The 24,836-nt window shown below is 69.3% G+C and carries 25 protein-coding genes; 12 read left to right on the top strand and 13 right to left on the bottom strand.

What is annotated here, in order from left to right; translation table 11 throughout:
* The first annotated feature begins 20 nt into the window (after positions 1-20).
* Positions 21-818 (top strand): outer membrane protein, encoded by a 798-nt coding sequence (locus ACLNGM_RS19660; RefSeq protein WP_416356237.1) that lies wholly within the window; start codon positions 21-23, stop codon positions 816-818.
* Positions 819-918: 100 nt separating this feature from the next.
* Here the strand turns inward: ACLNGM_RS19660 and deoC are convergent, their stop codons facing one another.
* Entirely contained in the window at positions 919-1,617 is a 699-nt protein-coding gene (deoC, locus tag ACLNGM_RS19655) for a deoxyribose-phosphate aldolase (protein ID WP_416356236.1), read from the bottom strand.
* Between the two features lie 96 nt (positions 1,618-1,713).
* On the bottom strand, positions 1,714-2,256 hold the full coding sequence (locus ACLNGM_RS19650) for a sterol desaturase family protein (RefSeq protein ID WP_090958852.1): 543 nt from the start codon (positions 2,254-2,256) through the stop codon (positions 1,714-1,716).
* A 322-nt stretch (positions 2,257-2,578) separates the two neighbouring features.
* Between ACLNGM_RS19650 and ACLNGM_RS19645 the strand changes: the two genes are divergently transcribed.
* Positions 2,579-3,382 carry a fatty acid desaturase gene (locus tag ACLNGM_RS19645; protein ID WP_416356235.1) on the top strand — a complete coding sequence of 268 codons (804 nt, stop codon included), beginning with the start codon at positions 2,579-2,581 and terminating at the stop codon, positions 3,380-3,382.
* 18 nt (positions 3,383-3,400) lie between these two features.
* Here ACLNGM_RS19645 and ACLNGM_RS19640 read toward each other — a convergent pair whose 3' ends face one another.
* The 3 genes from ACLNGM_RS19640 to ACLNGM_RS19630 form a co-directional block, all read right to left on the bottom strand.
* Positions 3,401-4,723, bottom strand: coding sequence for an ABC1 kinase family protein (locus ACLNGM_RS19640; protein WP_416356234.1), 1,323 nt, complete (start codon positions 4,721-4,723; stop codon positions 3,401-3,403).
* A 231-nt stretch (positions 4,724-4,954) separates the two neighbouring features.
* The gene (chvE, locus tag ACLNGM_RS19635; RefSeq protein ID WP_416358498.1) at positions 4,955-6,004 is read right to left on the bottom strand and encodes a multiple monosaccharide ABC transporter substrate-binding protein; all 1,050 of its coding nucleotides are present in this window, start codon (positions 6,002-6,004) and stop codon (positions 4,955-4,957) included.
* Positions 6,005-6,310: 306 nt separating this feature from the next.
* Positions 6,311-7,348, bottom strand: coding sequence for a LacI family DNA-binding transcriptional regulator (locus ACLNGM_RS19630; protein WP_416356233.1), 1,038 nt, complete (start codon positions 7,346-7,348; stop codon positions 6,311-6,313).
* A gap of 201 nt (positions 7,349-7,549) precedes the next feature.
* On the opposite strand from ACLNGM_RS19630, the gene ACLNGM_RS19625 reads away from it, so the two are divergent.
* The 4 genes from ACLNGM_RS19625 (at position 7,550) to ACLNGM_RS19610 (ending at position 10,695) form a co-directional block, all read left to right on the top strand.
* Positions 7,550-8,641, top strand: a complete 1,092-nt coding sequence (locus ACLNGM_RS19625) for a radical SAM protein (RefSeq protein WP_416356232.1) — start codon at positions 7,550-7,552, stop codon at positions 8,639-8,641.
* 67 nt (positions 8,642-8,708) lie between these two features.
* Positions 8,709-9,845: an FAD-binding domain-containing protein gene (locus tag ACLNGM_RS19620; RefSeq protein ID WP_416356231.1), complete on the top strand. Its 1,137-nt coding sequence runs from the start codon at positions 8,709-8,711 to the stop codon at positions 9,843-9,845.
* Complete coding sequence (locus tag ACLNGM_RS19615) at positions 9,842-10,204, top strand: thiol-disulfide oxidoreductase DCC family protein (protein ID WP_416356230.1); 363 nt, start codon at positions 9,842-9,844, stop codon at positions 10,202-10,204. Before ACLNGM_RS19620 ends, ACLNGM_RS19615 begins: the two co-directional genes overlap by 4 nt.
* Positions 10,201-10,695, top strand: coding sequence for a DUF427 domain-containing protein (locus ACLNGM_RS19610; protein WP_416356229.1), 495 nt, complete (start codon positions 10,201-10,203; stop codon positions 10,693-10,695). Before ACLNGM_RS19615 ends, ACLNGM_RS19610 begins: the two co-directional genes overlap by 4 nt.
* A 39-nt stretch (positions 10,696-10,734) precedes the next feature.
* Here the strand turns inward: ACLNGM_RS19610 and ACLNGM_RS19605 are convergent, their stop codons facing one another.
* From ACLNGM_RS19605 to ACLNGM_RS19595, 3 genes are all read right to left on the bottom strand, one after another.
* Positions 10,735-11,427, bottom strand: coding sequence for an MBL fold metallo-hydrolase (locus ACLNGM_RS19605; protein ID WP_416356228.1), 693 nt, complete (start codon positions 11,425-11,427; stop codon positions 10,735-10,737).
* Positions 11,428-11,465: 38 nt separating this feature from the next.
* On the bottom strand, positions 11,466-12,266 hold the full coding sequence (locus tag ACLNGM_RS19600) for a DUF1684 domain-containing protein (RefSeq protein ID WP_416356227.1): 801 nt from the start codon (positions 12,264-12,266) through the stop codon (positions 11,466-11,468).
* Positions 12,267-12,382: 116 nt separating this feature from the next.
* Complete coding sequence (locus ACLNGM_RS19595) at positions 12,383-12,781, bottom strand: RidA family protein (RefSeq protein ID WP_416356226.1); 399 nt, start codon at positions 12,779-12,781, stop codon at positions 12,383-12,385.
* A 154-nt stretch (positions 12,782-12,935) separates the two neighbouring features.
* Between ACLNGM_RS19595 and ACLNGM_RS19590 the strand changes: the two genes are divergently transcribed.
* A complete protein-coding gene (locus ACLNGM_RS19590; RefSeq protein WP_416356225.1) occupies positions 12,936-13,532 on the top strand; it encodes a TetR/AcrR family transcriptional regulator in 597 nt (198 codons plus the stop codon).
* A gap of 71 nt (positions 13,533-13,603) precedes the next feature.
* A complete protein-coding gene (locus ACLNGM_RS19585) occupies positions 13,604-14,497 on the top strand; it encodes an alpha/beta hydrolase family protein (RefSeq protein WP_416356224.1) in 894 nt (297 codons plus the stop codon).
* Positions 14,498-14,523: 26 nt separating this feature from the next.
* Here the strand turns inward: ACLNGM_RS19585 and ACLNGM_RS19580 are convergent, their stop codons facing one another.
* The 4 genes from ACLNGM_RS19580 to ACLNGM_RS19565 form a co-directional block, all read right to left on the bottom strand.
* The gene (locus ACLNGM_RS19580) at positions 14,524-17,703 is read right to left on the bottom strand and encodes an efflux RND transporter permease subunit (RefSeq protein ID WP_416356223.1); all 3,180 of its coding nucleotides are present in this window, start codon (positions 17,701-17,703) and stop codon (positions 14,524-14,526) included.
* A gap of 75 nt (positions 17,704-17,778) precedes the next feature.
* Positions 17,779-19,008: an efflux RND transporter periplasmic adaptor subunit gene (locus tag ACLNGM_RS19575; RefSeq protein ID WP_416356222.1), complete on the bottom strand. Its 1,230-nt coding sequence runs from the start codon at positions 19,006-19,008 to the stop codon at positions 17,779-17,781.
* 90 nt (positions 19,009-19,098) lie between these two features.
* Positions 19,099-19,404, bottom strand: coding sequence for a hypothetical protein (locus tag ACLNGM_RS19570; RefSeq protein WP_090958810.1), 306 nt, complete (start codon positions 19,402-19,404; stop codon positions 19,099-19,101).
* 306 nt (positions 19,405-19,710) lie between these two features.
* Positions 19,711-20,613: a LysR family transcriptional regulator gene (locus tag ACLNGM_RS19565; RefSeq protein WP_416356221.1), complete on the bottom strand. Its 903-nt coding sequence runs from the start codon at positions 20,611-20,613 to the stop codon at positions 19,711-19,713.
* A gap of 138 nt (positions 20,614-20,751) precedes the next feature.
* On the opposite strand from ACLNGM_RS19565, the gene ACLNGM_RS19560 reads away from it, so the two are divergent.
* From ACLNGM_RS19560 to ACLNGM_RS19550, 3 genes are all read left to right on the top strand, one after another.
* Entirely contained in the window at positions 20,752-21,480 is a 729-nt protein-coding gene (locus ACLNGM_RS19560) for an SDR family oxidoreductase (protein WP_416356220.1), read from the top strand.
* Positions 21,480-21,800, top strand: a complete 321-nt coding sequence (locus ACLNGM_RS19555) for an Atu4866 domain-containing protein (protein ID WP_090958804.1) — start codon at positions 21,480-21,482, stop codon at positions 21,798-21,800. The genes ACLNGM_RS19560 and ACLNGM_RS19555 overlap by 1 nt, the downstream gene beginning before the upstream one ends.
* Positions 21,801-21,971: 171 nt before the next feature.
* Positions 21,972-23,861 carry an autotransporter domain-containing protein gene (locus ACLNGM_RS19550; protein ID WP_416356219.1) on the top strand — a complete coding sequence of 630 codons (1,890 nt, stop codon included), beginning with the start codon at positions 21,972-21,974 and terminating at the stop codon, positions 23,859-23,861.
* A gap of 34 nt (positions 23,862-23,895) precedes the next feature.
* Here the strand turns inward: ACLNGM_RS19550 and ACLNGM_RS19545 are convergent, their stop codons facing one another.
* Positions 23,896-24,264, bottom strand: coding sequence for a nuclear transport factor 2 family protein (locus ACLNGM_RS19545; RefSeq protein ID WP_416356218.1), 369 nt, complete (start codon positions 24,262-24,264; stop codon positions 23,896-23,898).
* Positions 24,265-24,369: 105 nt separating this feature from the next.
* On the opposite strand from ACLNGM_RS19545, the gene ACLNGM_RS19540 reads away from it, so the two are divergent.
* Complete coding sequence (locus ACLNGM_RS19540) at positions 24,370-24,834, top strand: MarR family winged helix-turn-helix transcriptional regulator (RefSeq protein ID WP_416356217.1); 465 nt, start codon at positions 24,370-24,372, stop codon at positions 24,832-24,834.
* Positions 24,835-24,836: the final 2 nt, after the last annotated feature.

Genomic DNA, 24,836 nt, shown 5'->3' with positions numbered 1-24,836 from the left:
TCCACGCGGTGGGACCGACCATGACCCTGACGACCAGACTTGCACTCGCCTCGCTGCTGATGGCTGGCCCTGCGGCCGCCGCGGACCTGACGATGGCCGAGCCCGTGGTCGCGGTTCCTGTGGAGGCGCCGATCAACTTCACCGGCTTCACCGTCGGCGGGTTCCTGGGGGCGGCCTATTCCGACGGCCAGGCGGATCTCGGCGCCTATGATGGATCGCTGATCCGGCTCGACGTCAGCAACGGCCTCTTCCCGCAGGCGATCGACGACAGCGACACCAGCTTCCTCGGCGGCGTCAGCGTCGGCTACAATCATCAGTTCGGCCAGTTCGTCGCCGGTGTCGAGGCGGACATCTCCTGGCTCGACCTCAACCCCCGCGCCGGGCTGAACCTTCGCGACCCCAATCCCGACCCGCAGTTCAACGGCGTCCAGACGATCACGTCCTACGAGACCGAGGTCGAGGCGCTTGGCACGGTGCGCGCGCGCCTCGGCATGGCGTTCGACCAGACCCTCGTCTACGCGACGGGCGGCCTTGCCATCGGCGACGTGAAGAACCGCTTCGCCCTCGCGATCCCGGAATTCGGCTACAACTCGCCGGACTGGAGCACCAGCGACACGCTCTACGGCTATGTCGTGGGCGGCGGCATCGAGCACAAGCTGACGCAGTCGATCAGCGTGCGGGCCGAGGGCCTGTACTACGATCTCGAGAACACGACCGTCTACGCGTCCGATCCGGTCGCCTTCCCGGGACAGCGAATCTCCTACGGCTTCGACAACGACGGCTTCATCGGCCGCATCGGCCTCGCCTACTCGTTCTGATCGGGAGCGGGTCCCGTTCGGGCCCCGGGGTGGTGAGCCAGGAGCTTCGGCCGACAAGACGACTCACCTCATCATCGGGGTGGGCCTTCGACATGGCGCTTCAGTAGCCGCCCGAAGCGCTCTCTTTCGCCGCCCCGACGATCGCGACGCTGGCGCTTGCGCCAATGCGGTTCGCACCGGCTGCGACCATCGCCCGCGCGGTCTCTGCGGTACGGATGCCGCCCGATGCCTTGACGCCGACGTCCGGGCCGACCGTGCGGCGCATGAGCTCCACCACCTCGACGCTTGCGCCCCCGGTCGAAAAGCCGGTGGAGGTCTTCACGAAGTCCGCGCCGGCTTCGGCCGCGATCCGGCATGCCGCCGTGATCTGCGCTTCGTTCAGCAGGCACGTCTCCAGGATCACCTTCAGGACGCGGCCCTTGGAGGCCTCGCGCACCGCTGCGATGTCGGCGCGCACCCGGTCGAGATCCCCCTCGCGTAGGGCTCCGATATCCAGCACCATGTCGAGTTCCTCGGCGCCCTCGCCGACCAGCCAGGCGGCTTCCGCCGCCTTGGCCCCGGCGCCGCCCGCGCCGAGCGGGAACCCGAGTACGGCGCAGGTCTTCACTGGCGTGCCACACAGTCGCTCGGCGACGAAGGCGACGTGCACACCGTTGACGCACACCGACGCGAACCCGTTCGCCACCGCCTCGTCGCAGTGCCGCGCGACGTCCGCGCGGGACGCCTCGGGCTTCAGGATCGTATGGTCGATCAGCGCCGCCAGATCGTCGCCCGGTCCGGCGCTCGCGAAGTCCTGCATGAAGCCTCCAGGGCGTATGACGGTCGGGTCGAGAGCGAACGGTCTTTCACGGCCCTCTAGAGGCGTCAAGCCGACCGACCGCCGCTCCCGTCACGCTCAGTCGCGGACGGGGGCGTGCGCCGCGCCTTGCGCGACGACCGAGCGCTCGATGCGTTCGCGGTCGAGCACGCCCGAGCGGCGCAGTTCCGCCTTCAGCTTGTCGATCGGCGGCGCGTAGAGGAAGCCGAACGAGACGCAGTGGTCGCGTCCTTCCACAGCGTGGTGCAGCCGGTGCGCCTGTACGAGGCGCTTGGCGTAGCCGCGATGCGGCACGTAGTGGAAGGGCCAGCGCTGATGCACCAGCCCGTCATGGGCGACGAAGTAGAGAAGACCGTAGATCGTGATCCCCCAGCCGATGGCGAGGAGGATCGGCGAAAGGTAATGGCCGACGAAGAACAGGGCGACGGCGAAGACGCTGAAGACGACCGCGTAGAGGTCATTCTTCTCGAATAGTCCTTCGGTCTCCTCGTGATGCGACTTGTGCCAGCCCCAGCCGCTGCGCCCGTGCATGACGTATTTGTGGGCGCCCCAGGCGAACCCCTCCATCGCGACCACGGTCACCAGAACGATCAGGGCGTAGAGGAGGAAGTCGAGGGTCATGGCCGCTTCGCTGAATGGGTTCCACACGTGTTTCGATGCCGAACGGGGCTAGGGTATGGCAAGGGACCGCGCCGCTGCCAAGCATTTCCCGATCGCGCCCTATCGCCACAGGAGGCGACGCGGGTCCGGCGCGGATTTGCGGTTGCGCCTCTCCGCTTCGTGATCGTCGATCCCCGCGCGGCAACGAGCCGACTTCCCTCCCGCGCCAACCGGTGGCAGGACGCAGGGGACCGATGTCGCAAGATCGGCAAACAGCCGCAATCGACCGGCATAGTGCCGCATGGTGCTGTTCGGGCGGGGCGATCGAGGTAGGTTGAGCGTGATGCACGAATACACCGCCCTGACCGAGATGAACACGATCGCCCGGCGCGCGCCGGCCGCGTCCGCGCGCCCGACGCTTCGCCCGTTCCAGGCCGCGATCGGACTCACCCTGGCGGCCGCGATCCTCGTGTCCTGGCTGACGATCCATTTCGGGGCGGTGTTCTTTCTCGAACTGAATTGGACGACCGCGCCGTTCGTCCCGCTGCTCGTGGCCGTCCAGTGCTGGCTGACCGTCGGCCTCTTCATCGTGGCGCATGATGCGATGCACGGCTCGCTCGTGCCCGGATGGCCGCGGCTGAACGCGGCGATCGGCACGTTCATCCTGACGATCTATGCGGGCTTCGCCTGGGCGCGCATCCGCGCCGCCCACATGGCCCACCACGACGCGCCGGGCACGATCGACGATCCCGACTTCTTCGCGGATGAGCCCGACCGCTTCTGGCCTTGGTTCCGCACCTTCTTCATGCGCTACTTCGGCCGGCGGTCGATCCTCTTCGTCAGCACCGTCGTGACGCTCTACATCGTCGTCTTCGGGGCATCGGTCGCCAACGTCGTCCTGTTTTACGGGATGCCCTCGCTCCTTTCGTCGATCCAGCTCTTCTACTTCGGGACGTTCCGCCCGCACCGCCACGAGGAAAGCGGCTTCGTGGATGGCCACAATGCGCGCTCCAACGAGTTCGGCTACCTCGCCTCGCTCCTGTCCTGCTTCCATTTCGGCTACCACCACGAGCACCATGACCAGCCATGGGTGCCCTGGTGGGCGCTGCCATCGCAGTGGCAGCGCAAGCGCGAGGCGGCGCTCTAGGGCAGGCCTGCCGGCCGGTCAAAGATAGGCCGGCACCATCGAGCGGACATCGACTTTGGCCTGGAGGCGAGCCGCCAGCAGCGCCATGCCGCTGACCTTGCGCTGGACGAAAAGCGTGTCGGTCGGCGGGATGTGCCAGGTCGCCCGGTCGCTCGCCATCGCGGTCGCGTGCTCGCGGATGATCGGGACGAGGCGTCGGTCCGCGAAGTCGAATGGCCCCCCGCGCGACGCTTCCGTCACGATCAGGTCGATGATCCGGTCGACGAGATCTCCATGGCGCCGCACCGCCGCCTCGCCGAGGAAGCCGGCCTCGACCGCGGCGCGCTTCACCGCCTCGCGATCTTCCGAAAGGCCGGCAGCCAGAAGCCGGCGGTAGGCCTCGGACGTCTCGGCCGTGACGGCGCGCACGGCACCGAAGTCGAGAAGCACGATCCGGGCGGTCGCCGGCTGGTAGCGGAAATTGGCGAAGTTCGGATCGGTCTGCATCCGCCCGAAGCGGAAGAGTTCGTCGAGCGTCAGGCCGATGAGGCGGGCGGCGATCCGATCGCGCTCCTCCTGCGAGCGTCCCGCGGTCGTCTCGATCGGGACGCCCTCGATGAACGACATTGCCAGCACGTTGTCGGTCGTGAAGTCGGCGGCGACGGTCGGCACGACGAAGGCGTCGTTGCCTTGGAGAAGGCGGCCGTAGGCCTCCATCTCGGCGCCCTCCCGGCGGTAGTCCGTTTCCTCGTGCAACTGCGCCTTCGCCTCGGCGAGAAGGGCCGTGATGTCGAGTTGCGGCGGCAGGAGGCCGGAGACGCGCAGGAGCGTCGCGACGTTGTCGACATCCGCATCGATGCTGCCGCGCACGCCAGGATACTGGACCTTGATCGCCAGCTCGCGGCCGTCGAGCGTCCGGGCGCGATGGACCTGTCCGATCGAGGCGGCTGCGATCGGACGGTCGTCGAAGCGCTCGAAGCGAATGCGCCACTCGCGGCCCCACTCGGCCGTCAGCACCCGCTCGAGCTGGACGCGCGGCATCGGGTCGGCCTCGGCGCGCAACCGCGCCATAATCTCGGAAAGCTCCGGTGGCAGCGTGTCGCCGGCATCCAGCGAGATCATCTGGCCGAGCTTCATGGCCGCGCCGCGCAGGTGCGACAGGCGGTCGGCGACGCGCACGAGATTGCCGGGCGTCAGCAGCATGTCGCCGACCCTCGGACGCTGGCCGTCCGCAAGGCGCCGGGCTCCCTCGGCGAGCATGCCGCCGGCGATCCCGCCCGCCAGCCGCCCGAACTGTCCGAGCCGCGACAGGCGACCGCTCGGCACCGACCGGCCCTTCGAACCGTTGTCCCACCCGCTCATCGCTTCCTCATCCTGCACTGCCCGACCAAGCCGGTGTGCCGCGCGGCGAACGATCGCTGCGGCCACGCCGGATCGTCGGTTCCGTCGTCGCAGGTGAGATGGGGACGCCTCGGCCAAAGTCGCGCCCCGCGCCGTGCGGCCAATCGCTCGCAGGGCCCCGAAAAAAGGGGGCGGTCGCAAGGACGCCCGCCGACAGGATCGACGGGCGTCCGCTTGCTCCGTGCGTGCGGCTTACTTCAGCTGGTCGGCCGTGTAGTAGCCGCTCTCGACGATCGTCTTCTGGATGTCGTCCTTGGTCACGAGCACCGGCGTCAGAAGGTTGGCGGGCACCACCTTCACCCCGTTCTCGTAGGTCTTGGTGTCGTTGACGACCGGCTCCTTGCCTTGGCCGATGGCGTCGATCATGTCGACGGTGACCTTGGCGAGATCGCGGGTGTCCTTGAAGACGGTCGAATACTGCTCGCCCGCCAGGATCGCCTTCACCGACGGAAGGTCGGCGTCCTGACCGGAGATCACCGGCATCGGCTTGCCGCTGCCGCCGTAGCCGTTGGCAGTGAGCGCCGAGATGATGCCGATCGCGAGGCTGTCGTTGGGCGACAGGACGGCGTCGATCTGCTTGCTGCCGTAGTAGGACGACAGGAGGTTCTCCATCCGGGCCTGGGCGACCGCCGGATCCCAGCGCAGCGTGCCGATCTTGTCCATGCCCATCTCGCCCGACGTCACGACCAGCTTGCCGCTGTCGATATAGGGCTGCAGCACGCTCATCGCGCCGTTGTAGAAGAAGAACGCGTTGTTGTCGTCCGGCGAGCCGCCGAAGAGCTCGATGGCATAGGGACCCTTGCCGCCCTTCAGGTCGAGCTTGTCGGCGATCGAGGTCGCCTGCAGGACGCCGACTTTGAAGTTGTCGAAGGTCGTGTAGTAGTCGACGTTCGGCGAGTTGCGGATCAGTCGGTCGTAGGCGATGACCTTGATGCCCTTGTCGTGCGCCTGCTGCAGCACGTCCGTCAGCGTCGTGCCGTCGATCGAGGCGATCACCAGCGACTGGACGCCGGCGGCCACCATGTTCTCGAGCTGGCTGATCTGCGTCGGGATGTCGTCCTCGGCATACTGCAGGTCGGTCTTGTAGCCGCGCTCCTGCAGCTGCTTGACGATGTTGTCGCCGTCCTGGATCCAGCGCTGCGAGGATTTCGTCGGCATCAGGACGCCGACCGTGCCCTTGTCCTGCGCCGACGCGCCGAGCGTTGAAAGGCCGAGCCCGAGCATGGTGGCGGCCAGAAGCATGGTTCTGCGGTTCATCGTGTGTCTCCCGTCTGCGTGCCGATGCCGGGTCCCTCGACCCGTCCTCCCCCGGCACAAAGTCCTGTCGTCTCGAGGTCCGGCGCCGACGGCAAGCCGGGCAGGGCGCCGCCCGGCAACCCGGATGCGAGCGACGGCGAAGCGTCAAGGCCCGGACCTCCATCCGGCGACGCCCGCGCCGTCATCCCGCATTCGGCCTGCGCGCCGCGCTGCCGTTCCCGTCGCTTTGAGCTACGTACCTCAAATCTCCTCGATCTGGGTATCGCAACACGGGTGACGTGGCAACCGGGGTCAGGGGAGGTTGTCGGGGAAGATCACCTCGATGCGAATGCGCTCCTGGCTCTCGTTGAGCACGGTCCCCGTCAGGGCCGCCATCAGGCAGCGGACGGCCGAGCGCGCCTCGTGGCCGGGATCCTGCGCGATCAGCGCGTCGAGGATGCCCTCCTCGAGAAGCGGCCGCGTTTCCGACGTCAGTTCGTGGCCGATCACCACGGGCGCGAGTCCCGCCTCCCGGATCGCCGCGGCGACGCCCGACGAGCCGGCGCCCGCGTTGTAGACCGCACAGGGCCTTGCCCCCGCCGCGAGCGCGTCGTGGACGACCGCGCGCGTCCGGTCGATGTCGTCGGCGCCTTCGAGGACGGCTGCGACGCTCATCCCGGGAAAGCTCTCACCGAGCGCCGCGCGGAAGCCTTCCAGCCGGTCGCGATGGTCGCGAAGGTTTTGCGAGCCGAGGACCACCAGCACCTGTCCCGCCGGATCGGCCGCGAACCGCCCGATGATCGTCGCCGCGACCCGGCCCGCCGCGCGGTTGTCGATGCCGACATAGCGGTGGCGCTTCGACCCCGGCACGTCCGACACCAAGGTGACCACCGGCACCCCATCGGCGACGGCTGCGTCGATGGCTTCGGCGACGCGCGGATCGTCGAGCCCCATCGTGATCACGGCGTCGCTCCCGCGCGCAGCCCTGGCGAGCGCATCCACAAGGATCGCCGGCGAGAATCGGTCGACCTCGTCGAGCGCGAGCGTCAGGCGGCGCTGTCCCTCGGCGCGGCAGGCCTCGGCGAGTTCCTCCGCAAGTCCGGCGACGAACGGATTGGCAAAGCGCGGCAGGATGGCGGTGACGTGGAAGCCTGAGCGGCGGGCGAGGGCGGCCGCGCCCGCATGGCGCTCGAAGCCGAGTTCGCGCACCGCCGCCTCGACGCGCTCGATCGTCGCTGCGCGCACGCCCGGCCGCCGGTTCACGACCCGATCGGCCGTGGCAAGGCTCACCGCCGCGCGCCGCGCGACATCGCGTAGCGTCGGGGCACCGATCCGCCCTTGATCGTCCATGAACCTCCCCCGCACGCTCCGGCCACGCCACGGCATGGGTCCCGGCCGTTCCCTCTCCCGCCCCATTCCTTGAGCCGCCCGGCGATCCGGCGCAAGACCGGTGTGGGTCGAACCTCGAACCTTCGGACCGGGCGCGTCGGCAAAGCGCGATCTGCCGCGGCGGGCGGGGTGAACGCGCCGGGCCGTCCTGCGTTACCGGACATGCTTCACGACCCGCGCCCCGCCCTTCGCTCCACACCGATCTGGCGTCCGAAGCGCGTCCTCGTCACGGCCTCCGCGCAAGCGTACCCCCACGGTCGCTCGATCGCGGAGCGGGCGGAGGCGCTCGGGCTTGTCGTAGAGCGCCTGCGCTCCGACCGGCTTCCGCTCGTGCGCGGCGAGGACCCGCGAAAAGCCTATGCGCGCGCCAAGTCGACGCTCGCGGTCGTGGTCGCGCCGCCTTCGAAGCTCCGCCTCCAGCCCATCGCGCCGAGCGCCGACTGGCGGGTCGATCTGGCGGAGGGCTGCCCGGCCCATTGCAGCTACTGCTACCTGGCGGGCTCGCTGAAGGGACCGCCCATCACCCGCGTCTACGCCAATCTCGACGAGATCACCGGCGCGCTGCCGTCCTATCTCGGGCAGGGCGTCGTGACGTCCCGCAGCGCCGAGCGCGCCGACGAGGGGACGACGTTCGAAGCCTCCTGCTACACCGATCCCTTGGGCATCGAGCCAGTCACGGGGTCGCTCTCCGCCCTGATCTCGTGGTTCGGTCGCTGGGACGCGCCGGTGCAGCTGCGCTTCACCACCAAGTTCGCATCCGTCGATCCGCTGCTCGATCTCGATCATCGCGGGCGCACGCGCATGCGCGCCTCGCTGAACCCCGATGCCTTCGCGCGGTTCGAGGGCGGGACCAGCCGCGTCGCGGAGCGCCTGCAGGCGCTGCGGCGCATGGCGGAGGCCGGCTACCCGATCGGGCTGACCATCGCCCCGATCATCGCCGCGGACGGCTGGGAGGACGCCTATGGCGGCCTGATCGCGGACATCGCCGCCGTGCTCGGCGAGCTTCCCACCTCGGCCGACCCGACCGTGGAACTCATCACCCATCGCTATACGCCGGGGTCGAAGGCGGTTCTGGAAAGCTGGTATCCGGGGTCCGACCTCGACATGACCGGGGCGCAACGTCGCGAGAAGCGGACGCGGTTCGGCGCCGTCAAGCAGGTCTACGACGCGTCGACGATGGCGGCGTTGCGGCGCTTCTTCGAGACCGAGATCGCCGCCAGGCTCCCGGCCATGCGCGTCCTCTACTGGACATGAGAAGGCGGGCAGCGTCGGCGCATCGGTCGCATGGACGATGCCGGATGCTTTGCCATCTAGCGGCGGCATGACGGAACGGACTTCTCTCACCCGCAAGGCTGGCCTCGAACGCCTCGCTGCGTTCCTGCGCGAGGATGCGGCAGACTACGTCGCGATGCGCAACACCGACCGCGGTCCCGACGCCCGGCCGACGACCTCGACCCTGTCGCCCTTCCTCCGCCGGCGGCTGCTGGACGAGCGGGAGGTCGTGGCGGCGGCCCGTGCCAAGCTCGGCGAGCGGGGTGCAGAGAAGTTCGTGTCCGAGGTGTTCTGGCGGACCTACTTCAAGGGTTATCTCGAAACGCATCCCGGCATCTGGAGCGATTGCCTGGCGCTCGCGCGCGCCGGCCACGATCGGCTCTATGCCGAGCCCGGTCTACGGCGCGCCTATGCGGCGGCGACGGACGGGCGTACGGGCATCAACTGCTTCGACGCCTGGGCGCGCGAACTCGTCGAGACGAACTGGCTGCACAACCATACGCGCATGTGGTTCGCTTCGATCTGGATCTTCACGCTTCGCCTGCCCTGGGCGCTCGGGGCGGACTTCTTCATGCGCCATCTCCTCGACGGCGATCCGGCCAGCAACACCCTATCCTGGCGCTGGGTCGCCGGGCTCCACACGCGCGGCAAGCATTATGTCGCGCGGGCCGAGAACATCCGCCGCTATACGGATGGGCGCTTCGACCCCAAGGGTCTCGACGAGAACCCGGCGTCGCTCGAAGAGGATCGCACGCCCGCCGAGGTGCCCTTGCCGGCGGCCGACAAGGCGCCTGGCGGCGAGGTCGCGCTGCTTCTTCATCTCGACGACCTCACCGTCGAAACGCTTCCGCTCGACGGGGTCGGACGGGTCGCGGGGCTCCTCGTTCATGCCGAGGGCGCGGCCGACCGGGTGAAGGCGGCCGACCGAGAGGCGCTGGACGACGGCCTCAAGCGCGCTGCGGCCCGTTTCGGATGCCCGGTGGTCGCGTTGGAAGACGGCTGGGCCGCGGACCTGCCGGTCGTCACGCCGTGGGCGCCCGGCGGACCGAGCGCCGCCGCGCTGCCGTCGGACTGCCTGCGCGTCCGCCGGCCGTGGGACGAAGTGGCCTGGCCGCGCGCGACGCGTGGCTACTCCCGGCTGCGCTCGGCGATCCCCGACGTCCTCGACACCTGCGGGGTGCCATGAGCGAACTGACGGTCTGGCACGATGGCTCGTGCCCCCTTTGCCGACGCGAGATCGCGCTGATGCGGCGTCTTGACCGGCGCGGTGCGATCCGCTTCGAGGACGCCGCGGCCGGCGAGGGGGCTGACTGTCCGATCGACCGGGCCGAGCTTCTCGCCCGTTTCCATGCGCGCGAAGACGGGCGCATCCTCAGCGGAGCGGCGGCCTTCGCCGCCATGTGGCGCGCCATCCCCGCCTTGCGTCCGCTCGGCCTCCTGTTTCGCAGCCGACCCGCGCTGGCCGTGCTGGAGGTGCTGTATCGGGGCTTCCTTCGGGTGCGCCCGCGCCTCCAGCGACTGGCCTTGCGATGGGAGAGATCATGAGACCGACACCCGACCCGGTCCGCGACGGTCAGGAAAGCGTCTGGGACTATCCGCGACCCGCGATCGCGGAACGGTGCAGCGCCCATGTCGTCATCGAGCACAAGGGCCGCCGCATCGCCGACAGCCGCCGCACCGTGCGCACACTCGAGACCAGCCACCCGCCGACCTACTACATCCCGGTCGAGGACATCGCGCCCGGCATCCTGCGGCGCGGCGTCGGTCGGTCCATCTGCGAATGGAAGGGCGCCGCGACCTACTGGGACGTGGTCGTCGACGGGGAGGTGCTAACCTCGGTCGGCTGGAGCTACGCGGCGCCGACGCCGGCCTTCGAGATCCTGCGCGACCACGTCGCCTTCTACGCCCGGCCGTTCGATCGTTGCCTCGTCGACGGCGAGACGGTCTCGCCGCAGCCGGGCGGCTTCTACGGCGGCTGGATCACCTCGAAGGTCGCCGGGCCGTTCAAGGGCGAGCCGGGAACCATGGGCTGGTAGCGCGGCGTACCCGGGCGGTCCGCGCCGTGGGAATGCTCCTCAGCGCGACTGTTCCAGAACGAAGACCGGGGGCGCCTCCGGCCGCAGCATGTCGCGTGTCAGCTTCATGCTGCTCGCTCCGACACGGTGGACGCGTCCAGTAGGGAACCGGTCGAGGAAGCGTTCGACCGGTTCGATCGCGAGCACGCCACGCGCGCTGTAGTAGTGCATCGGGATGATCGCGCCGGGGCGGATCCGCTCGATCGCGCGATCGAGATCGTCGAGCGCGATCGTCGCATGCTCGCCGGTCAGCGCGAGCAGGAGATCGACCTGACCGGCGAGGGCGTCGAGCTGGTCGTCGGCGATCGGGTTGCCGACGTCCCCCATGTGGAGAACGCGGATTCCGCCGAGCTCGAAGAGGTAGAGCGCATTGGCGTCGGGGTCGCGGTTGGACGCCGCCCGGAAGTCGAAGGTCAGGCTCTCGTAGGCCGGGAAGGCGCGGACGGCGAGCCCCTTCACCACCGTGCCCTCGCTCGGCAGTTCCAGCGTATTGACCACCACCGCTTCGCCAAGGACATGGCTCGGATCGGAATGGAAACGGTCGGTCGCCGAACTCATCAGGACGATATCGGCCGGCTCGTCGATCGGGTCGAACCCGCTCTGGCCGGGGCCGGGCGTATAAGGGTCGGTGACGACCGCAAGGCCGTCCGCCTCCAGGCGAAAGCTGGCATGGGCGTAGAAGGTGATCTTCATCGGTCGTCTCCCGTCGCGTCCGCTCGGTCCGTCAACCCTCAATGCGCTGGCGGCGCATGCTCCCCGGCCTCGACGCGGATCGGCAGCACGTTGCCGGGCGGGGGCAGGGGGCAGACCGCGAAGTCGGTGAAGGCGCAGGGCGGGCTGACGGCGTGGTTGAAGTCGAGAACGATGGTCTCGTCCGCGATGTCCTCACCGAAGAGAAAACGCGCGGCGGGATAGGTCTCGCCGGTTTTTGCCGTCGCGTCCCGGAACACGAACTGCGGCCGCTCCGGCGTGCCGTGGGTGGCCAGCAACTCGTATTGCTGGCCTTCCCGTTCAAAAACGGCGCGGTGCGTCGCCTCCACCTCAGTGCGTATGCTTCGGCTAGTGTCGATCTCGACCGAGTGGGGCGTGTCCAGCCGCTCCCAGCGGGCGATGATCCGCCAGGTCGGATCGTAGGAGAAGGCGGTCAGTTTCGGCAGGCGTTCGCCCTCGAGCGGCGTCGTGTCGCGCACGCGCAGCGCGTTCTCGCCGTTCAGCGTCGTGACTTCGAGCAGGAGGTTGCCGCTCGAAAAGCGTGGCGGCGCCGACTTCGACAGGGCAAGGCGCTGCTCCGCGCCGCCGCCGGCCGGCTGAAAGCGCACGCCGGTCTCGTCCTGCGTGAGCGTGCCGACCTCGGTGGGGCCGGTCGGCAGCACGATGTCGTTGTCCTGTCCGCTGCCGATGCGGAACCGCCCGTTCTCCAGCGGATAGCGGCCGACGATGTTGAGCCACCCGTCGGGTCGGGCGAGATCGGCAAGCCGCCGGGCGCGCCACGCTGCAAACCCGGTCTTGGCGTCCTCGGCGGTCTCGCTCATGGAATGGGTCCTTCCGGTCTCGTGCCGAAGCAGGCTGGCGTTTGCGGGCCGGGTCTAGCGAGGCTGCGACCCGGCGCGCAACCCTTGCGATCGCGTTTGCCGCAAGGCGGCCTTTGTCAGGCGCTCGCCGGCACGCGTGCGATCACCTTGATCTCGAAGTCGAAGCCCGCCAGCCAGGTGACGCCGACCGCCGTCCAGTTCGGATAGGGCGCGGCGCCGATCACGCCGTCGCGCACCTTCATGATCGTCTCGAACTGGGCTTCCGGGTCGGTGTGGAAGGTGGTCACGTCGATCACATCGTCGAAAGTGCAGCCGGCGGCGGCGAGGACGTTGGCGAGGTTGGCGAAGGCTCGCCGCACCTGCGCCTCGAAATCAGGCTCGGGCGAGCCGTCGTCGCGGCTGCCGACCTGACCCGACACGAACAGGAGGTCGCCCGAGCGGATGGCCGCGGAATAGCGGTGCGCGTCGTAGAGGGCGTGACGGTTGGCGGGAATGATGGCCTGACGCTGAAGCATGGGTCGGTTCCTGAATGGATAGGAAGGGGTGGGCGTGGAGGCGTTGTCACGCGCGCTTCACTTCCTCCCGCGCATTTGATATACGCGGCGTATGTGAATTGGTCGCATACATACGCGACGTATGTCAAGCGCTCGCGGGAGGAGAACATTCGCGATGGCGGCAGCGGGTCGACGGGCGGAACAGATGGAGGCGACGCGCGCCAGGCTGATCGCGGCTGCGCGCGCGGCCTTTGCCGAGAAGGGCTATGCGGCAGCGTCGATGGACGAACTCACCGCGCAGGCCGGCCTGACGCGCGGCGCGCTCTATCACAACTTCGGCGACAAGAAGGGCCTGCTGCAGGCCGTGGTCGATCAGATCGACGGCGAGATGGCGGAGCGGGCGAAGCGCGACGCGGCCGCGGCCGGCGGCGGTTTCGAGGCGCTGCTCGCCGAGGGCATCGCCTATATCGAGCTGGCGCTGGAGCCCGAGGTCCAGCGGATCGTGCTTCTCGACGGGCCCGCCGTGCTCGGCGATCCCTCGCGCTGGCCCTCGCAGGACAGCTGCCTGCGAACGACGATCCGCACCTTGGAGGACCTGATCGCCGCGCGTGTCGTGAAGCCCGTCGACCCGGAGGCTGCGGCGCGGCTGATCAACGGCGCGGCCCTCAACGCGGCGCTCTGGATCGCAGCTGCGGAAGATCCGCGCGCGGTCCTCGGCAAGGCCGTCGACGCCTTCCGGCAGCTCTGCTCGGGCCTCCTGCGCGCCGATTGACCGCGGGGCCGGACGGCTACACAGCTGCTCCGATCGGGCGTAGGCTTCGCTCCGATCTCGGGAGTGCACCCATGGTTCTCGATCGTCGTTCTCTGCTCGCCGCGCTTGCCCTTGCGCCCCTCGGCCTCGCGTCCGCCCGCGCCGCGACGCCGGAGCCTCTCTCCGACCCGCCGCTTCTCGGCAGCGACTACCGGGCGGCCCGCGCCGGCTTCCGGACCAGGCTCCTTCGGCGCGGACCCGCACCCGACGAGGGCGATCCGCTGACGGCCCCGGACGGCGCGGTGGCGCTCCGCTACCCATCGGGCCCGCGCGAGCTCGTCGCCTGGGCGAGCCCGCCGAGCGACGCTTCGGCGCGCAAGCCGGCCGTCCTCGTTCTCCACGGCGGCAACGCGATCTGGCACGGCCACTGGCAGGACCTCGCAGCGCCCTACATCGCCGCGGGCTTTCACGCGCTGATGCCGACCATGCGCGGCGAGAACGGCCAGCCCGGCGACTTCTCGGCCTTCTATGACGAGACCGACGACGTGCTCGCCGCTGCGACCGTTCTGCGGGCGCGCCCCGATGTCGATCCGGAGCGCGTCTACATCAGTGGCCACAGCATCGGCGGCACGCTGACGCTTCTCGGCGCGCTCGCCGGCGATTTTCGCGCGGCGGCCGCCCTCTCGCCGTCGCCCGACACGCGCATCTTCTTCCGGCGTTTCGCCGACGAGGTGCCGTTCGACATCGCCGACCCGCGCGAGGTCGAGATGCGCTCGGCCGTGTGCTTCGCCTCCGGCTTCCGATGTCCCGTCCTCATGTCGCACGGCGACGGCGAGACGCGGTCGAGCGGCGCGATCGACCTGACCGTCGCGCGCGCCAGAGCCGCCGGGCAGACGGCCGAACACCGCGTCGTGCCGGGCGACCACATGGGGTCGATCCCCGGCAGCATCCGCGAGGCGCTCGCCTTCTTCGCCCGCGTGGGCTGACGGGCGAGCGCTCGGGCTCTCGCGCCTTACGAGGCGTGAGGGAGGGCGGCGTGCGGCTCCCGGTCCGCCGCCGTCCGCTTGGCGGCGCCTCGACGCACAAGGACGTAGAACAGGGGCGTCAGGAACAGGCCGAACACGGTGACGCCGAGCATGCCGGAGAAGACCGCGACGCCCATCGCCGAGCGCATCTCCGCACCGGCGCCGGTCGACAGGACGAGCGGCAGGACGCCCATGATGAAGGCGAGCGAGGTCATCAGGATCGGCCGCAGGCGCAGCCGCGCCGCCTCGATCGCCGCCTCGCGCGGAGTGCGCCCTTCGGCTTCCAGTTCGCGGGCGAACTCGACGATCAGGATGGCGTTCTTCGCCGACAGGCCGACCAGCACGATCAGGCCGATCTGGGTGAAGATGTTGTTGTCGCCCGCCGTCAGCCAGATGCCCGCCAGCGCCGAGAACAGGCCGGCCGGCACGATCAGGAGGATCGCGATCGGCAGCGTCAGGCTCTCGTACTGCGCGGCGAGCACGAGGAAGACGAGGAGCAGCGCCAGCGGGAAGATCACGATGCCGGAATTGCCCGCGATGATCTCCTGATAGGTCAGCTCGGTCCACTCGAAGGCGAAGCCCGGTGGTAGCGTCTCGGCGGCGATCCGCTCCACCGCGGCCTGCGCCTGTCCCGACGAGAAGCCGGGCGCGGCGTTGCCGTTGACGTCGGCGGCGAGGAAGCCGTTGTAGCGCAGCGCCCGTTCCGGGCCGGCCACCGTGTCGACCGACAAGAGCGCCGACAGCGGGATCATCTCGCCCGTGGTCGAGCGGACCTTGAGGCGGCCGATATCCTCGGCCCTTGCGCGATAGGGCGCGTCGGCCTGGACGCGCACCGAGTAGGTACGGCCGAACTCGTTGAAGTCGTTGACGTAGAGCGAGCCGAGATAGATCTGCAGCGTGTTGAAGATTTCGGTGATCGGCACGTTCAGCTGCCGGGCCCGCGCGCGGTCGACGTCGGCGAAGAGCTGGGGCACGTCGATGCCGTAGCCGGTGAACATGCCGGTCAATTCGGGCGCCTGATAGGCCTTCGCGAGGAAGCCCTTCACCACGTCGTCCAGCGCCTTGTAGCCCTGGCCGGAGCGGTCCTCGATCTGCAGCTTGAAGCCGCCGATGGTGCCGAGGCCCTGGACGGGCGGCGGCGGGAAGATCGCGGTGAAGGCCTCCTCGATCCCGGCGAACTGGCCGTTCAGCGACTGCGCGATGGCGCCGGCCGAAAGCTCCGGCGTCTTGCGGTCCTCGAACGGGGCGAGCGTCAGGAAGACGACCGCGGCGTTCGACGAGTTGGTGAAGCCGTTGATCGAGAGGCCCGGGAAGGCGATCGTCGATTCGACGCCGGGCGTCTTCAGGGCGATCTCGCCCATGCGCTTCGCCACGGCGTCGGTGCGGTCGAGCGAGGCGCCGTCGGGCAGCTGCGCGAAGCCGACGAGGTACTGCTTGTCCTGCGCCGGCACGAAGCCGCCGGGCACCTTCTGGAACAGCACGACCGTCAGTGCGACGAGCACGATGTAGACGCCGAGCATCATCCCCTTGTGGGTGATCAGGCGTCCCAGCCCGTTGCCGTAGCGGCGAGACGAGGCGCCGAAGAAGCGGTTGAAGCCGCGGAAGAACCAGCCGAGCGCGCCGTCGAGGATGCGCGTCAGACGATCCTTCGGCGCATCGTGGCCCCGCAGGAGGAGGGCGGCGAGCGCCGGCGACAGGGTGAGCGAGTTGAAGGCCGAGATGACGGTCGAGATCGCCAGCGTCAGCGCGAACTGCCGGTAGAACTGGCCGGTAAGCCCCGAGATGAAGGCGAGCGGCACGAACACGGCGACGAGCACCAGCGCGATCGCGACGATCGGCCCCGACACCTCGCGCATCGCCTGATAGGTCGCCTCGCGCGGGGAGAGGCCGTTCTCGATGTTGCGCTCGACGTTCTCGACGACCACGATCGCGTCGTCCACCACGATGCCGATCGCCAGGACGAGGCCGAAGAGCGACAGCGCGTTGATAGAGAAGCCGAGGAGATGCATAACCGCGAAGGTGCCGACGATCGAGACGGGCACGGCCAGAAGCGGGATGATCGAGGCGCGCCAGGTCTGGAGGAAGACCACGACGACGATCACGACCAGCACCACGGCTTCGAGAAGGGTGTGGACCACGGCGTCGATCGAGGCGCGCACGAACTGGGTGGTGTCGTAGACGATCTCGTAGTCGACGCCGTTCGGCATCGTCTGCTTGATCTCGGCCATTGTGCGGCGCACCTCGTCGGCGATCGCGATGGCGTTGGAGCCGGGCGCCTGGAAGACGGGGACGGCGACCGCCGGCTCGTTGGAAAGGAGCGAGCGCAGAGCGTATTCCGAGGCGCCGAGCTCGACGCGGCCGATGTCGCGGATGCGCGTGATCGCGCCCGTCTCGGGATCGGTGCGAACGATGATGTCGGCGAATTCCTCGACGTCCCGCAGGCGCCCCTGCGCGTTGACAGATAGCTGGAACTCGACGCCGGCGACGCTCGGCGAGGCGCCGATGACGCCGGCCGCGGCCTGCACGTTCTGCTCGCGGATCGCGGTCACGACGTCGTTTGCCGAGAGGCCGCGGGCGGCGGTCTTCTCGGGGTCGAGCCAGATGCGCATGGAATAGTCGCCCGAGCCGAAGAGCTGGACCTGGCCCATGCCGTCGATGCGCGCGAGGCGGTCGCGCACGTTGAGAAGCGCGTAGTTGCGAAGATAGGTGAGGTCGTAGCGCCCGTTGGGCGAGGTGAGGTGAACGACCAGCATCAGGTCGGGCGAGGACTTCACCACCGACACGCCGAGGCGGCGGACCTCTTCGGGCAGGCGCGGCTCGGCCTGCGCGACGCGGTTCTGGACGAGCTGTTGCGCCTGGTCGGGATCGGTGCCGATGCGGAAGGTGACGGTCAGCTGCAGCGTGCCGTCCGTCGTCGCCTGGCTCGACATGTAGAGCATGTCCTCGACGCCGTTGATCTGCTCCTCGAGCGGCGTCGCCACGGTCTCGGCGATCACGGCCGGGTTGGCACCGGGATAGGCGGCGCGCACGACGACGGAGGGCGGCACGACCTCGGGATATTCCGAGATCGGCAGCGCGAAGATGGACAGGAGGCCGCCAAGGAAGATCATGACGGACAGGACGCCCGCAAAGACGGGACGGTCCACGAAGAACCGGGAAATGTTCACGGGCTGACGCTTTCGAAGGGGAAGGACGAGGGGCGGCCCCGGCGGAGCGGGAGGGACTCCGCCGGGGGCCTCGGCTCAGCGCGTGGCGGGGGCGTCCGCGCTGGCCTGTCGGTCGAGGCTGCGGCCGGTCTCCATCGAGACCATCTGGGGGGCGACCTTGGCGCCGGGGCGCAGACGCTGCAGGCCGTTGACGACGACGCGCTCATCGGCGGCGAGGCCGCTTTCGACGACACGCATGTCGCCGGACGCCGCGCCAAGATGCACTTCGCGGTACTGCACCGTATCGGTCTCGTCGACCACCAGCACATAGCGCTTGTCCTGATCGGTGCCGACCGCCCGCTCGGACACGAGAAGGGCCGGTTCCGCCTTGGGTTCACCAAGACGGACCTTGGCGAACTGGCCCGGCATCAGCGTTCCCTCGGCGTTCGGAAAGGCGACGCGGATGGCGACGGTGCCGTTGGCGGGGTCGACGGTCGGATCGACGAAGCGGACATGGCCTTCGACGCTGCCACCGTTCTGGAGATCGAGGCGAGCCGGAATGCGCTCGATGCCGTCCATGCCGCCGGCGGACTGCAGCAGGCGCTGCGTGCTGCCCTCGTCGGCGTCGATCGTGGCGTAGACGGGATCGACCGACACCATCCGCGCCAGGACCGGCGAGGCGGCCCCGGCCGAGACGAGGTTGCCGCTCGTCACGAGGAGCCGCCCGATACGCCCGGACACCGGGGCCCGGATCTCGGTATAGGAGAGATCGAGCTCGGCGCTGCGCAGAGTGGCGGCGGCAGCCGAGAGCTGGGCCTGCGCCTCGGCGGCGGCCTGGACACGGCGCTCGTATTCGGAGCCTGCGATGGTGCGGTTCCCCTGAAGCTGTGCGCCGCGATCGCGTTCGCCTTCGGCAAACGCGAGGCGCGCCTGCGCAGCCTGCAGGTCGGAGCGGGACCGCTCCACCGCGGCGCGATAGGGCTCGGGATCGATGGTGACGAGAAGCGCACCCTTTTCCACCAGCGCACCCTCCTCGAAATGCGTCGCGAGGACCGCACCGGCGACGCGCGAGCGGATCTCGACCCGCTCGACCGCCTCGAGCCGGCCCGAATGGCGCGACCAGAGCTCGACCGGACGCCGCTCGACCCGGGCGACCGATGCCGGCACGGCCGCTGGGGGCGCGGCTTCGCTCGTTTCGGCGCCGGCCGCTGGCCGGGGCTCATGGCTGATCACGCCGAGCCCAAGGAATGTGACGGCAAAGGCCGCCGCGACGGAACTTGCCATGACCGCGGCGACGCCGTTCAGGACGGAATGGAGTTTGGACATGGGGTCTTCCTCGATCGATGCGGGGGGCGGACGGATGGGAAAGGCGGGAGGCCCGCCGGCGCGCGGGGGCGCTGACGGCAGGCCGCTTTCTCAGAAGCTGTCGGAGCCGGGAACGATCGCGCCGCCCCGGGCAAAGGACTGGCTGCGGGCGTTCTCGCGCACCTCAGGCCGTTCGGCCGGCACGAAGGACTCCGAGCGCACGGTGCGGCCGGACTGGTAGCCGTAGGAGGTCTCGGAACGATCGCGGCTCTTCACAGTCCCGGTCACCACCGAGTGGTCGGCGGCAGCCTGCGCCTGGCGCACGCCGAGATCGGAGCCCGGAACGAGGTCCGCGGCGGAGGCGAAGCCGGCAGAGAGCAGGAGGGCGGCGGTGGCGGAGAAAAGAATGCGGGACATGGGTTGGTCTCCGGAAAACAGGTCGCAAGAGATCGCTGCCGCGACGCCGGGGGCGCGCGAAACAAGCGGTCGGAAGGTTGGGAACGGGAGGCCGCATGCGGAGAGCGCGCGCCCATCCCTGCCGCAGCACGAACGTGCGTCGGCATCGGGTCCGGTCTCGGACATCGGGTGGGCGATCTTGGTGCCACCGTCCCGATGTTGATTACCGATCGGTATGGAAAGAGCTAGGCGCTCCCCTCCTCGATGTCAACGGAGTATTTTACCGATGAGTATAAAAGATGCCGAAGGGGGACTGCGGGCATCTCGTCAGGCCCGTTCGCGGCGGTATCGCAAGACATGGTCCACGAAGGCGCGCAGGCGCATCGGCATGTCGCGGCGGCTGGGATAGTAGAGGAAGAAACCGGGGAAGGGCGGGCAGAAGGCGTCCAGCACCGACACGAGGGTTCCGCGTTCGAGATCCTCGTGGAACGTGTCCTCCATGCCAAAGCTGATGCCGGCTCCCGCGCGGGCCAGCTGCACCATCAGGCGCATGTCGTTGGTGGTGACTTCCGGTTCGACCGAGACCGTGAAGTCGCGTCCGTCTTCGGCAAATTCCCAGCGATAGGGCACGGCGCGTGGTGCCGGACGCCATCCGATGCAGCGGTGGGCAGCCAACTCGCGCGGGTGCAGGGGCGTGCCAGCCCGTTCGAGATAGACAGGCGCGGCCACTGCGACCTGGCGCTGGTCGCCCGACACCGGCACGGCGATCATGTCCTGCTCGATCACCTCGCCAAGCCGCACACCGGCGTCGAAGCCCTGCGCCACGATGTCGAACTCCTCGTCGGTGACGAGGACGTCGAGCTGCACGTCGGGGCAGGCATCGCAGAAGCCTGCCAGCAGCGGGCCGGATAGGACGCTCTCGGCGATCGAGGACACGGCCAGCCGCAACTGTCCGCGCACGGCGGAGCGATGGGCCCGAACCCCGTCCAGCGCTGCCCGCATGTCGGCGATGGCCGGGGCGATCTCGCCTCGCAGCCGCTCGCCTTCCTCGGTCAGGCTCATGCTGCGCGTCGTGCGGCGGACCAGCGACACGCCGAGATCGGCCTCGAGACGCCGCAGCGACTGGCTGACCGCGGAGCGGGTGACGCCGAGACGATCGGCGGCGGCACGTAGGCTCGCCTCCTCGGAGATGACGGCGAAGACGGACAGGGCGTTCAGGTCGTCGTGCATTGGTTAGCGTGGCTTACCTCGGCGTGCAGTGGAAGGTGGCTTCTGGCGACAATGGAGCGGGTCTATCTCATCGGCAACCGCCCCGGTCGACGAAATTGCCGGAGCGGGATGAACGCAAACCACGCAAAGGAGGCCCTCATGGCTCTCGAAAAGGTCGTTCTCATCACCGGCGCCTCGTCCGGCATCGGCGAGGGCATCGCCCGCGAACTCGCTGGCGCCGGCGCCACGCTCATGCTCGGAGCCCGCCGCACGGACCGGTTGGACGCGCTCGCTGAGGAGCTCCGGCGCAACGGCGCCCGTGTGGCGACCCGCCGCCTCGACGTCACCGACCGCGCCGACGTCGCGGCCTTTGCCGAAGCCGGACGCGCCGCGTTCGGACGGGTCGACGCGATCGTCAACAATGCCGGCGTCATGCCGCTGTCGCCGCTCGCCGCGCTGAAGGTGGACGAGTGGGACTGGATGATCGACGTCAACGTGAAGGGCGTCCTCTACGGCATTGCGGCCGTGCTACCGGAGATGACGGCGCGCGGCTCCGGCCACGTCGTCAATATCGCCTCGATCGGCGCGCTCGCCGTGTCGCCGACCGCCGCCGTCTACTGCGCGACGAAGTTCGCGGTCCGCGCCATCTCGGACGGGCTGCGGCAGGAGCGGCAGGACATCCGCGTGACCTGCATCCATCCGGGCGTCGTGGAAAGCGAACTGGCCTCGACCATCACCGACCGCGACGCGGCGACGCTGATGGAGACCTTTCGCTCGGTCGCCCTGAAGCCGGACGCGATCGGTCGCGCCGTGCGCTTTGCGCTGGAACAGCCGGAGGACGTCGACGTCAGCGAGGTGGTCGTGCGTCCCCTTCGCTCGGCGCACTGATGCGCCGGCTCGTCCTTGCGGGCGCCACCCTTGCGGCCGCGTCCGTCCTTCCGTCCCAAGCCGAGGAGGCTGTCATGCCGGACCAGAACCATCCCTATGTCGGCCTTTGGGTCACCGACGATGGCCACGTGCGCCACGAGCTTCTCCCGAACGGTCGCTATGACGAAGCGCGCGGCACGCGCGAGAGCGCCTATCGCGGCCGATACGAGGTGTCCGGCACCCATATCGAGTACTGGGACGACACCGGCTTCACGGCGGATGGCGATTTCGTCGATGCCGATACGCTGCACCATGGCGGCATGGTGCTGCGCCGTCGCTGAGCGAAGACGGGCTGCCGCAGCAGGGAAAGCCTGCGGCGGCTCGGCCACAGCACCGCCACAATCCGGCCTTGCGCTTCGGCGCGCGTCCACAATCCGCTGTCGCCGCGCCGCGCCGTCTTGCATGCTTCCGTCGGACCGGCTGCGGGGGCTTGCCGGAGGGGGACGTTTCGCATGAGCCGTATCGATTGCCGGGCCGTTCTGGCCGCCACCACCGCGCTTCTCGTCGCCGGCACGGCGCTGCCCGCGCTGGCGCAGGTCGCCGGACCCGTTATCAGCTTCGGCGACTCCCTGTCCGACAACGGCAACCTCTACCTCCTCACCGGCCGGCCGGCATCGCCGCCCTACTTCGCCGGCCGCTTCTCGAACGGGCCGGTCTTCACCGAATACCTCAACGGTGGTCCGATGCAGCAGGCGGGCGCGGCGACCCTCGCGGGCGTGCGCATCAATCCCGAACTGTCGCAGAACTATGCGTTCGGCAACGCCCGTACCGACCGCCTGGACGGCCTGCTGCCGCCCGGTATCCCCGCGCAGATCGACGCGTTCGAGCTGCAGGACCGGCGCTTCGGCGCGAGCGACGTCGTCACCCTCTACGGCGGCGCCAACAACATCATCCAGGAGATCAACACGCCCGGCGCGACCGCCGCGCTGGTCGGTGCCGAGGCCGTGGCGTCGGCCGGCGACGTCGCCGCCTCGCTCGCCCGCCTCGGCCGTCTCGGCGCGCCCACCGTCGCCGTCCTCAACCTGCCCGACATCGGCGCGACGCCGGCCTTCTCGGCGACCCTCCAGGGTTCGGTCGCCGGAACGCTCGCCACCAACGCCTTCAACACCGCGCTGCGGGCCGGCGTGACGCAGGTCGCGGCGGCGCTGCCCAACACCGACGTCGTTCTCGTCGACGTCCAGCGTCTCGGGGCGCTGGTCGCGAGCGATCCGGCACGCTTCGGCATCCTCAACACGCGCGACGCCTGCCTGTCGACGCCCGCCTGCGCGGCGGCCCCCGTCAGCGTCCAGAACACCTATCTCTACTGGGACGGCATCCACCCGACGACCAGCGTCCACCGCCTGTTCTCGCAGCTCGTCGAGGACTACCTGTCGGTCGGAACCACCGCCGCGGCGGTCGGCTCGCTGACGGAGACCGCGCTGCTCGACCGCATGACGGCGAACGAGGCGGTGCGCGACCGGGCCCGCGTCGCCGCGCTGCGCCTGCCGCTGCCGGCCACCGGCTCGGACGCGGCGATCGCCGTGCCCTTCTCCGATCTCTACGTCTCGCTCGGCGGCAGCCGCTTCGAGCGCGACGGGGCGCGCGACTACCGCTTCGACAACGGCTCGGTCCGCATCGGCTACGACCACCGCCTGACCGACCGGGTCCTGATCGGCGGTGCGCTGTCGGCGGCCGCCGGCGAGGTGGACGACGCGCGCCTCACCTACGACACGCTGTCCTTCGCCGCCGACCTCTACGCCACGGCGCTGTTCGGCCCGGCCTATGTGACCCTCTCGGGCGGCGTCGCGCATCACGACTACGAGGACCTCGACCGGCGGACCCTCGTTTCGACCGTTGTCAATCGCGGCACCGACACCAACGGCGTGTCGGCCAATGTCGGCCTCGAGGCCGGCTACGGCTTCCAGGCCGGCGCCTTCACGATCACGCCGGCGCTCGGGCTCGACTACCTCTACGCAGATGCCGACGGCTATGCCGAGAGCGGCGCCGCGGCCGAGATCGTCTATGGCGACACGCAGCGCAACGCGCTGCTCGGCTCGGCGAACCTGCACCTCGGCTATGTCACCGATCTCGGCGGCCGACCGCTCGCCCTGACCGGCCGCATTGGCTACGAGGACATCCTCACAGAAGACGACGCGCGCGTCTCGGCGGCGATCGCCGGCGGCATCACCCGCGCACGCTCCAGTGCGCTCGACGATCTGGCGGCGCGCGGCTTCGTGGCGGGCGTCGGCGTCGATGCGGGCCTCACCGACCGCCTGTCGCTCACCGGTCGCTATTCGATCGGCACGAGCTCGGACATCGACACCAGCCACGTCGGCGAGGTCGGCTTGAAGTATCGCTTCTGACGAGAACGGATGCGGCGCGGCGGGCAGCCGCGTCCTATGGGGTCTCGCGAATCTCGAACCGGCAGATCTTCCCGTCCCGGAAGCGGAAGACGTGGCCGACGGTCTTGTCCTTGAGACCGCTCGCCACCACCGGTCGCCCGTCGAGATCGCGGATGGTCTGGCGGACCTCGACGAGGACGGCGTCCGCGCCGAAATCCTCGATCCGCATCGGCTCGACATGCGGATCGACCACCGACCACTGCCGGCGCCAATAGTCCCGGATGCCGTCGTACCCCTCGACATGACCGCCATCCATGCCGTTCGCCCAGGCGATGTCGGGTGTCAACATCGCGAGGACGCTGTCGACATCGCGGCTGTTGAAGCACGCATAGAGACGGCGGACGAGTTCATGGCTCGAGTTCATGGGGCACTCTCCAGGCAAGGGCGGACGGGTCATGTGGGGACAGGTCGTTGCCGTCCATGCGCCAACTATATAGGATCCTATCAAATAAGATAGGAGCCTATGCAGATGTCGTTAGAAAAGCCTGATGTCCTCGCGACGCCCGGACATCTCGTGAGCGTTGCGGCGCGAGCCTTCGCTCGTCTCAGCGAAGCGCGGCTGAAGCCATTGGGCTTCGGGGTCGGTCATCTTCCCGTGCTGGTCGCGTTGGAGACCGGGCGAGCGCGCACGCAGCGCGATCTCGCGCGTCTCGTCCGCACCGAGCAGCCATCCATGGCGCAGATGCTGGCGCGAATGGAGCGCGACGGGCAGATCCGGCGCTCGGCCGACCCGTCCGACGGCCGCAGCAACGTGATCCACGTCAGCGACGCTGCGAAGGCTTCGCTTCCCACCGCTTGCGAAGCGCTGTTCCAAGGTAACCGCGAGGCGTTGGCGGGCTTCTCCGAGGCCGAGACCGCTGAGTTTCTCGCGCTCCTCCGGCGCCTCATCGACAATCTCGAACGGCTGACCTCGGACGGCGCGGCGGGCACCTGACG

It is taken from the genome of Aureimonas phyllosphaerae, assembly GCF_047943035.1.
Lineage (GTDB): Bacteria > Pseudomonadota > Alphaproteobacteria > Rhizobiales > Rhizobiaceae > Aureimonas > Aureimonas phyllosphaerae.
This window is presented reverse-complemented; position numbering and strand designations above follow the sequence as displayed.

What these genes read in the sequence shown, in the direction of transcription:
- ACLNGM_RS19545 (WP_416356218.1), bottom strand. Translation starts at nt 24,264, where the DNA reads ATGAACTCGAGCCATGAACTCGTCCGCCGTCTCTATGCGTGCTTCAAC.
- ACLNGM_RS19565 (WP_416356221.1), bottom strand. Translation starts at nt 20,613, where the DNA reads ATGCACGACGACCTGAACGCCCTGTCCGTCTTCGCCGTCATCTCCGAG.
- ACLNGM_RS19600 (WP_416356227.1), bottom strand. Translation starts at nt 12,266, where the DNA reads ATGAGCGAGACCGCCGAGGACGCCAAGACCGGGTTTGCAGCGTGGCGC.
- ACLNGM_RS19645 (WP_416356235.1), top strand. Translation starts at nt 2,579, where the DNA reads ATGCACGAATACACCGCCCTGACCGAGATGAACACGATCGCCCGGCGC.
- ACLNGM_RS19555 (WP_090958804.1), top strand. Translation starts at nt 21,480, where the DNA reads ATGCGCCGGCTCGTCCTTGCGGGCGCCACCCTTGCGGCCGCGTCCGTC.
- deoC (WP_416356236.1), bottom strand. Translation starts at nt 1,617, where the DNA reads ATGCAGGACTTCGCGAGCGCCGGACCGGGCGACGATCTGGCGGCGCTG.
- ACLNGM_RS19630 (WP_416356233.1), bottom strand. Translation starts at nt 7,348, where the DNA reads ATGGACGATCAAGGGCGGATCGGTGCCCCGACGCTACGCGATGTCGCG.
- ACLNGM_RS19640 (WP_416356234.1), bottom strand. Translation starts at nt 4,723, where the DNA reads ATGAGCGGGTGGGACAACGGTTCGAAGGGCCGGTCGGTGCCGAGCGGT.
- ACLNGM_RS19575 (WP_416356222.1), bottom strand. Translation starts at nt 19,008, where the DNA reads ATGTCCAAACTCCATTCCGTCCTGAACGGCGTCGCCGCGGTCATGGCA.
- ACLNGM_RS19550 (WP_416356219.1), top strand. Translation starts at nt 21,972, where the DNA reads ATGAGCCGTATCGATTGCCGGGCCGTTCTGGCCGCCACCACCGCGCTT.
- ACLNGM_RS19605 (WP_416356228.1), bottom strand. Translation starts at nt 11,427, where the DNA reads ATGAAGATCACCTTCTACGCCCATGCCAGCTTTCGCCTGGAGGCGGAC.
- ACLNGM_RS19585 (WP_416356224.1), top strand. Translation starts at nt 13,604, where the DNA reads ATGGTTCTCGATCGTCGTTCTCTGCTCGCCGCGCTTGCCCTTGCGCCC.
- ACLNGM_RS19595 (WP_416356226.1), bottom strand. Translation starts at nt 12,781, where the DNA reads ATGCTTCAGCGTCAGGCCATCATTCCCGCCAACCGTCACGCCCTCTAC.
- ACLNGM_RS19540 (WP_416356217.1), top strand. Translation starts at nt 24,370, where the DNA reads ATGTCGTTAGAAAAGCCTGATGTCCTCGCGACGCCCGGACATCTCGTG.
- ACLNGM_RS19620 (WP_416356231.1), top strand. Translation starts at nt 8,709, where the DNA reads ATGACGGAACGGACTTCTCTCACCCGCAAGGCTGGCCTCGAACGCCTC.
- chvE (WP_416358498.1), bottom strand. Translation starts at nt 6,004, where the DNA reads ATGCTTCTGGCCGCCACCATGCTCGGGCTCGGCCTTTCAACGCTCGGC.
- ACLNGM_RS19615 (WP_416356230.1), top strand. Translation starts at nt 9,842, where the DNA reads ATGAGCGAACTGACGGTCTGGCACGATGGCTCGTGCCCCCTTTGCCGA.
- ACLNGM_RS19560 (WP_416356220.1), top strand. Translation starts at nt 20,752, where the DNA reads ATGGCTCTCGAAAAGGTCGTTCTCATCACCGGCGCCTCGTCCGGCATC.
- ACLNGM_RS19650 (WP_090958852.1), bottom strand. Translation starts at nt 2,256, where the DNA reads ATGACCCTCGACTTCCTCCTCTACGCCCTGATCGTTCTGGTGACCGTG.
- ACLNGM_RS19660 (WP_416356237.1), top strand. Translation starts at nt 21, where the DNA reads ATGACCCTGACGACCAGACTTGCACTCGCCTCGCTGCTGATGGCTGGC.
- ACLNGM_RS19625 (WP_416356232.1), top strand. Translation starts at nt 7,550, where the DNA reads ATGCTTCACGACCCGCGCCCCGCCCTTCGCTCCACACCGATCTGGCGT.
- ACLNGM_RS19570 (WP_090958810.1), bottom strand. Translation starts at nt 19,404, where the DNA reads ATGTCCCGCATTCTTTTCTCCGCCACCGCCGCCCTCCTGCTCTCTGCC.
- ACLNGM_RS19610 (WP_416356229.1), top strand. Translation starts at nt 10,201, where the DNA reads ATGAGACCGACACCCGACCCGGTCCGCGACGGTCAGGAAAGCGTCTGG.
- ACLNGM_RS19590 (WP_416356225.1), top strand. Translation starts at nt 12,936, where the DNA reads ATGGCGGCAGCGGGTCGACGGGCGGAACAGATGGAGGCGACGCGCGCC.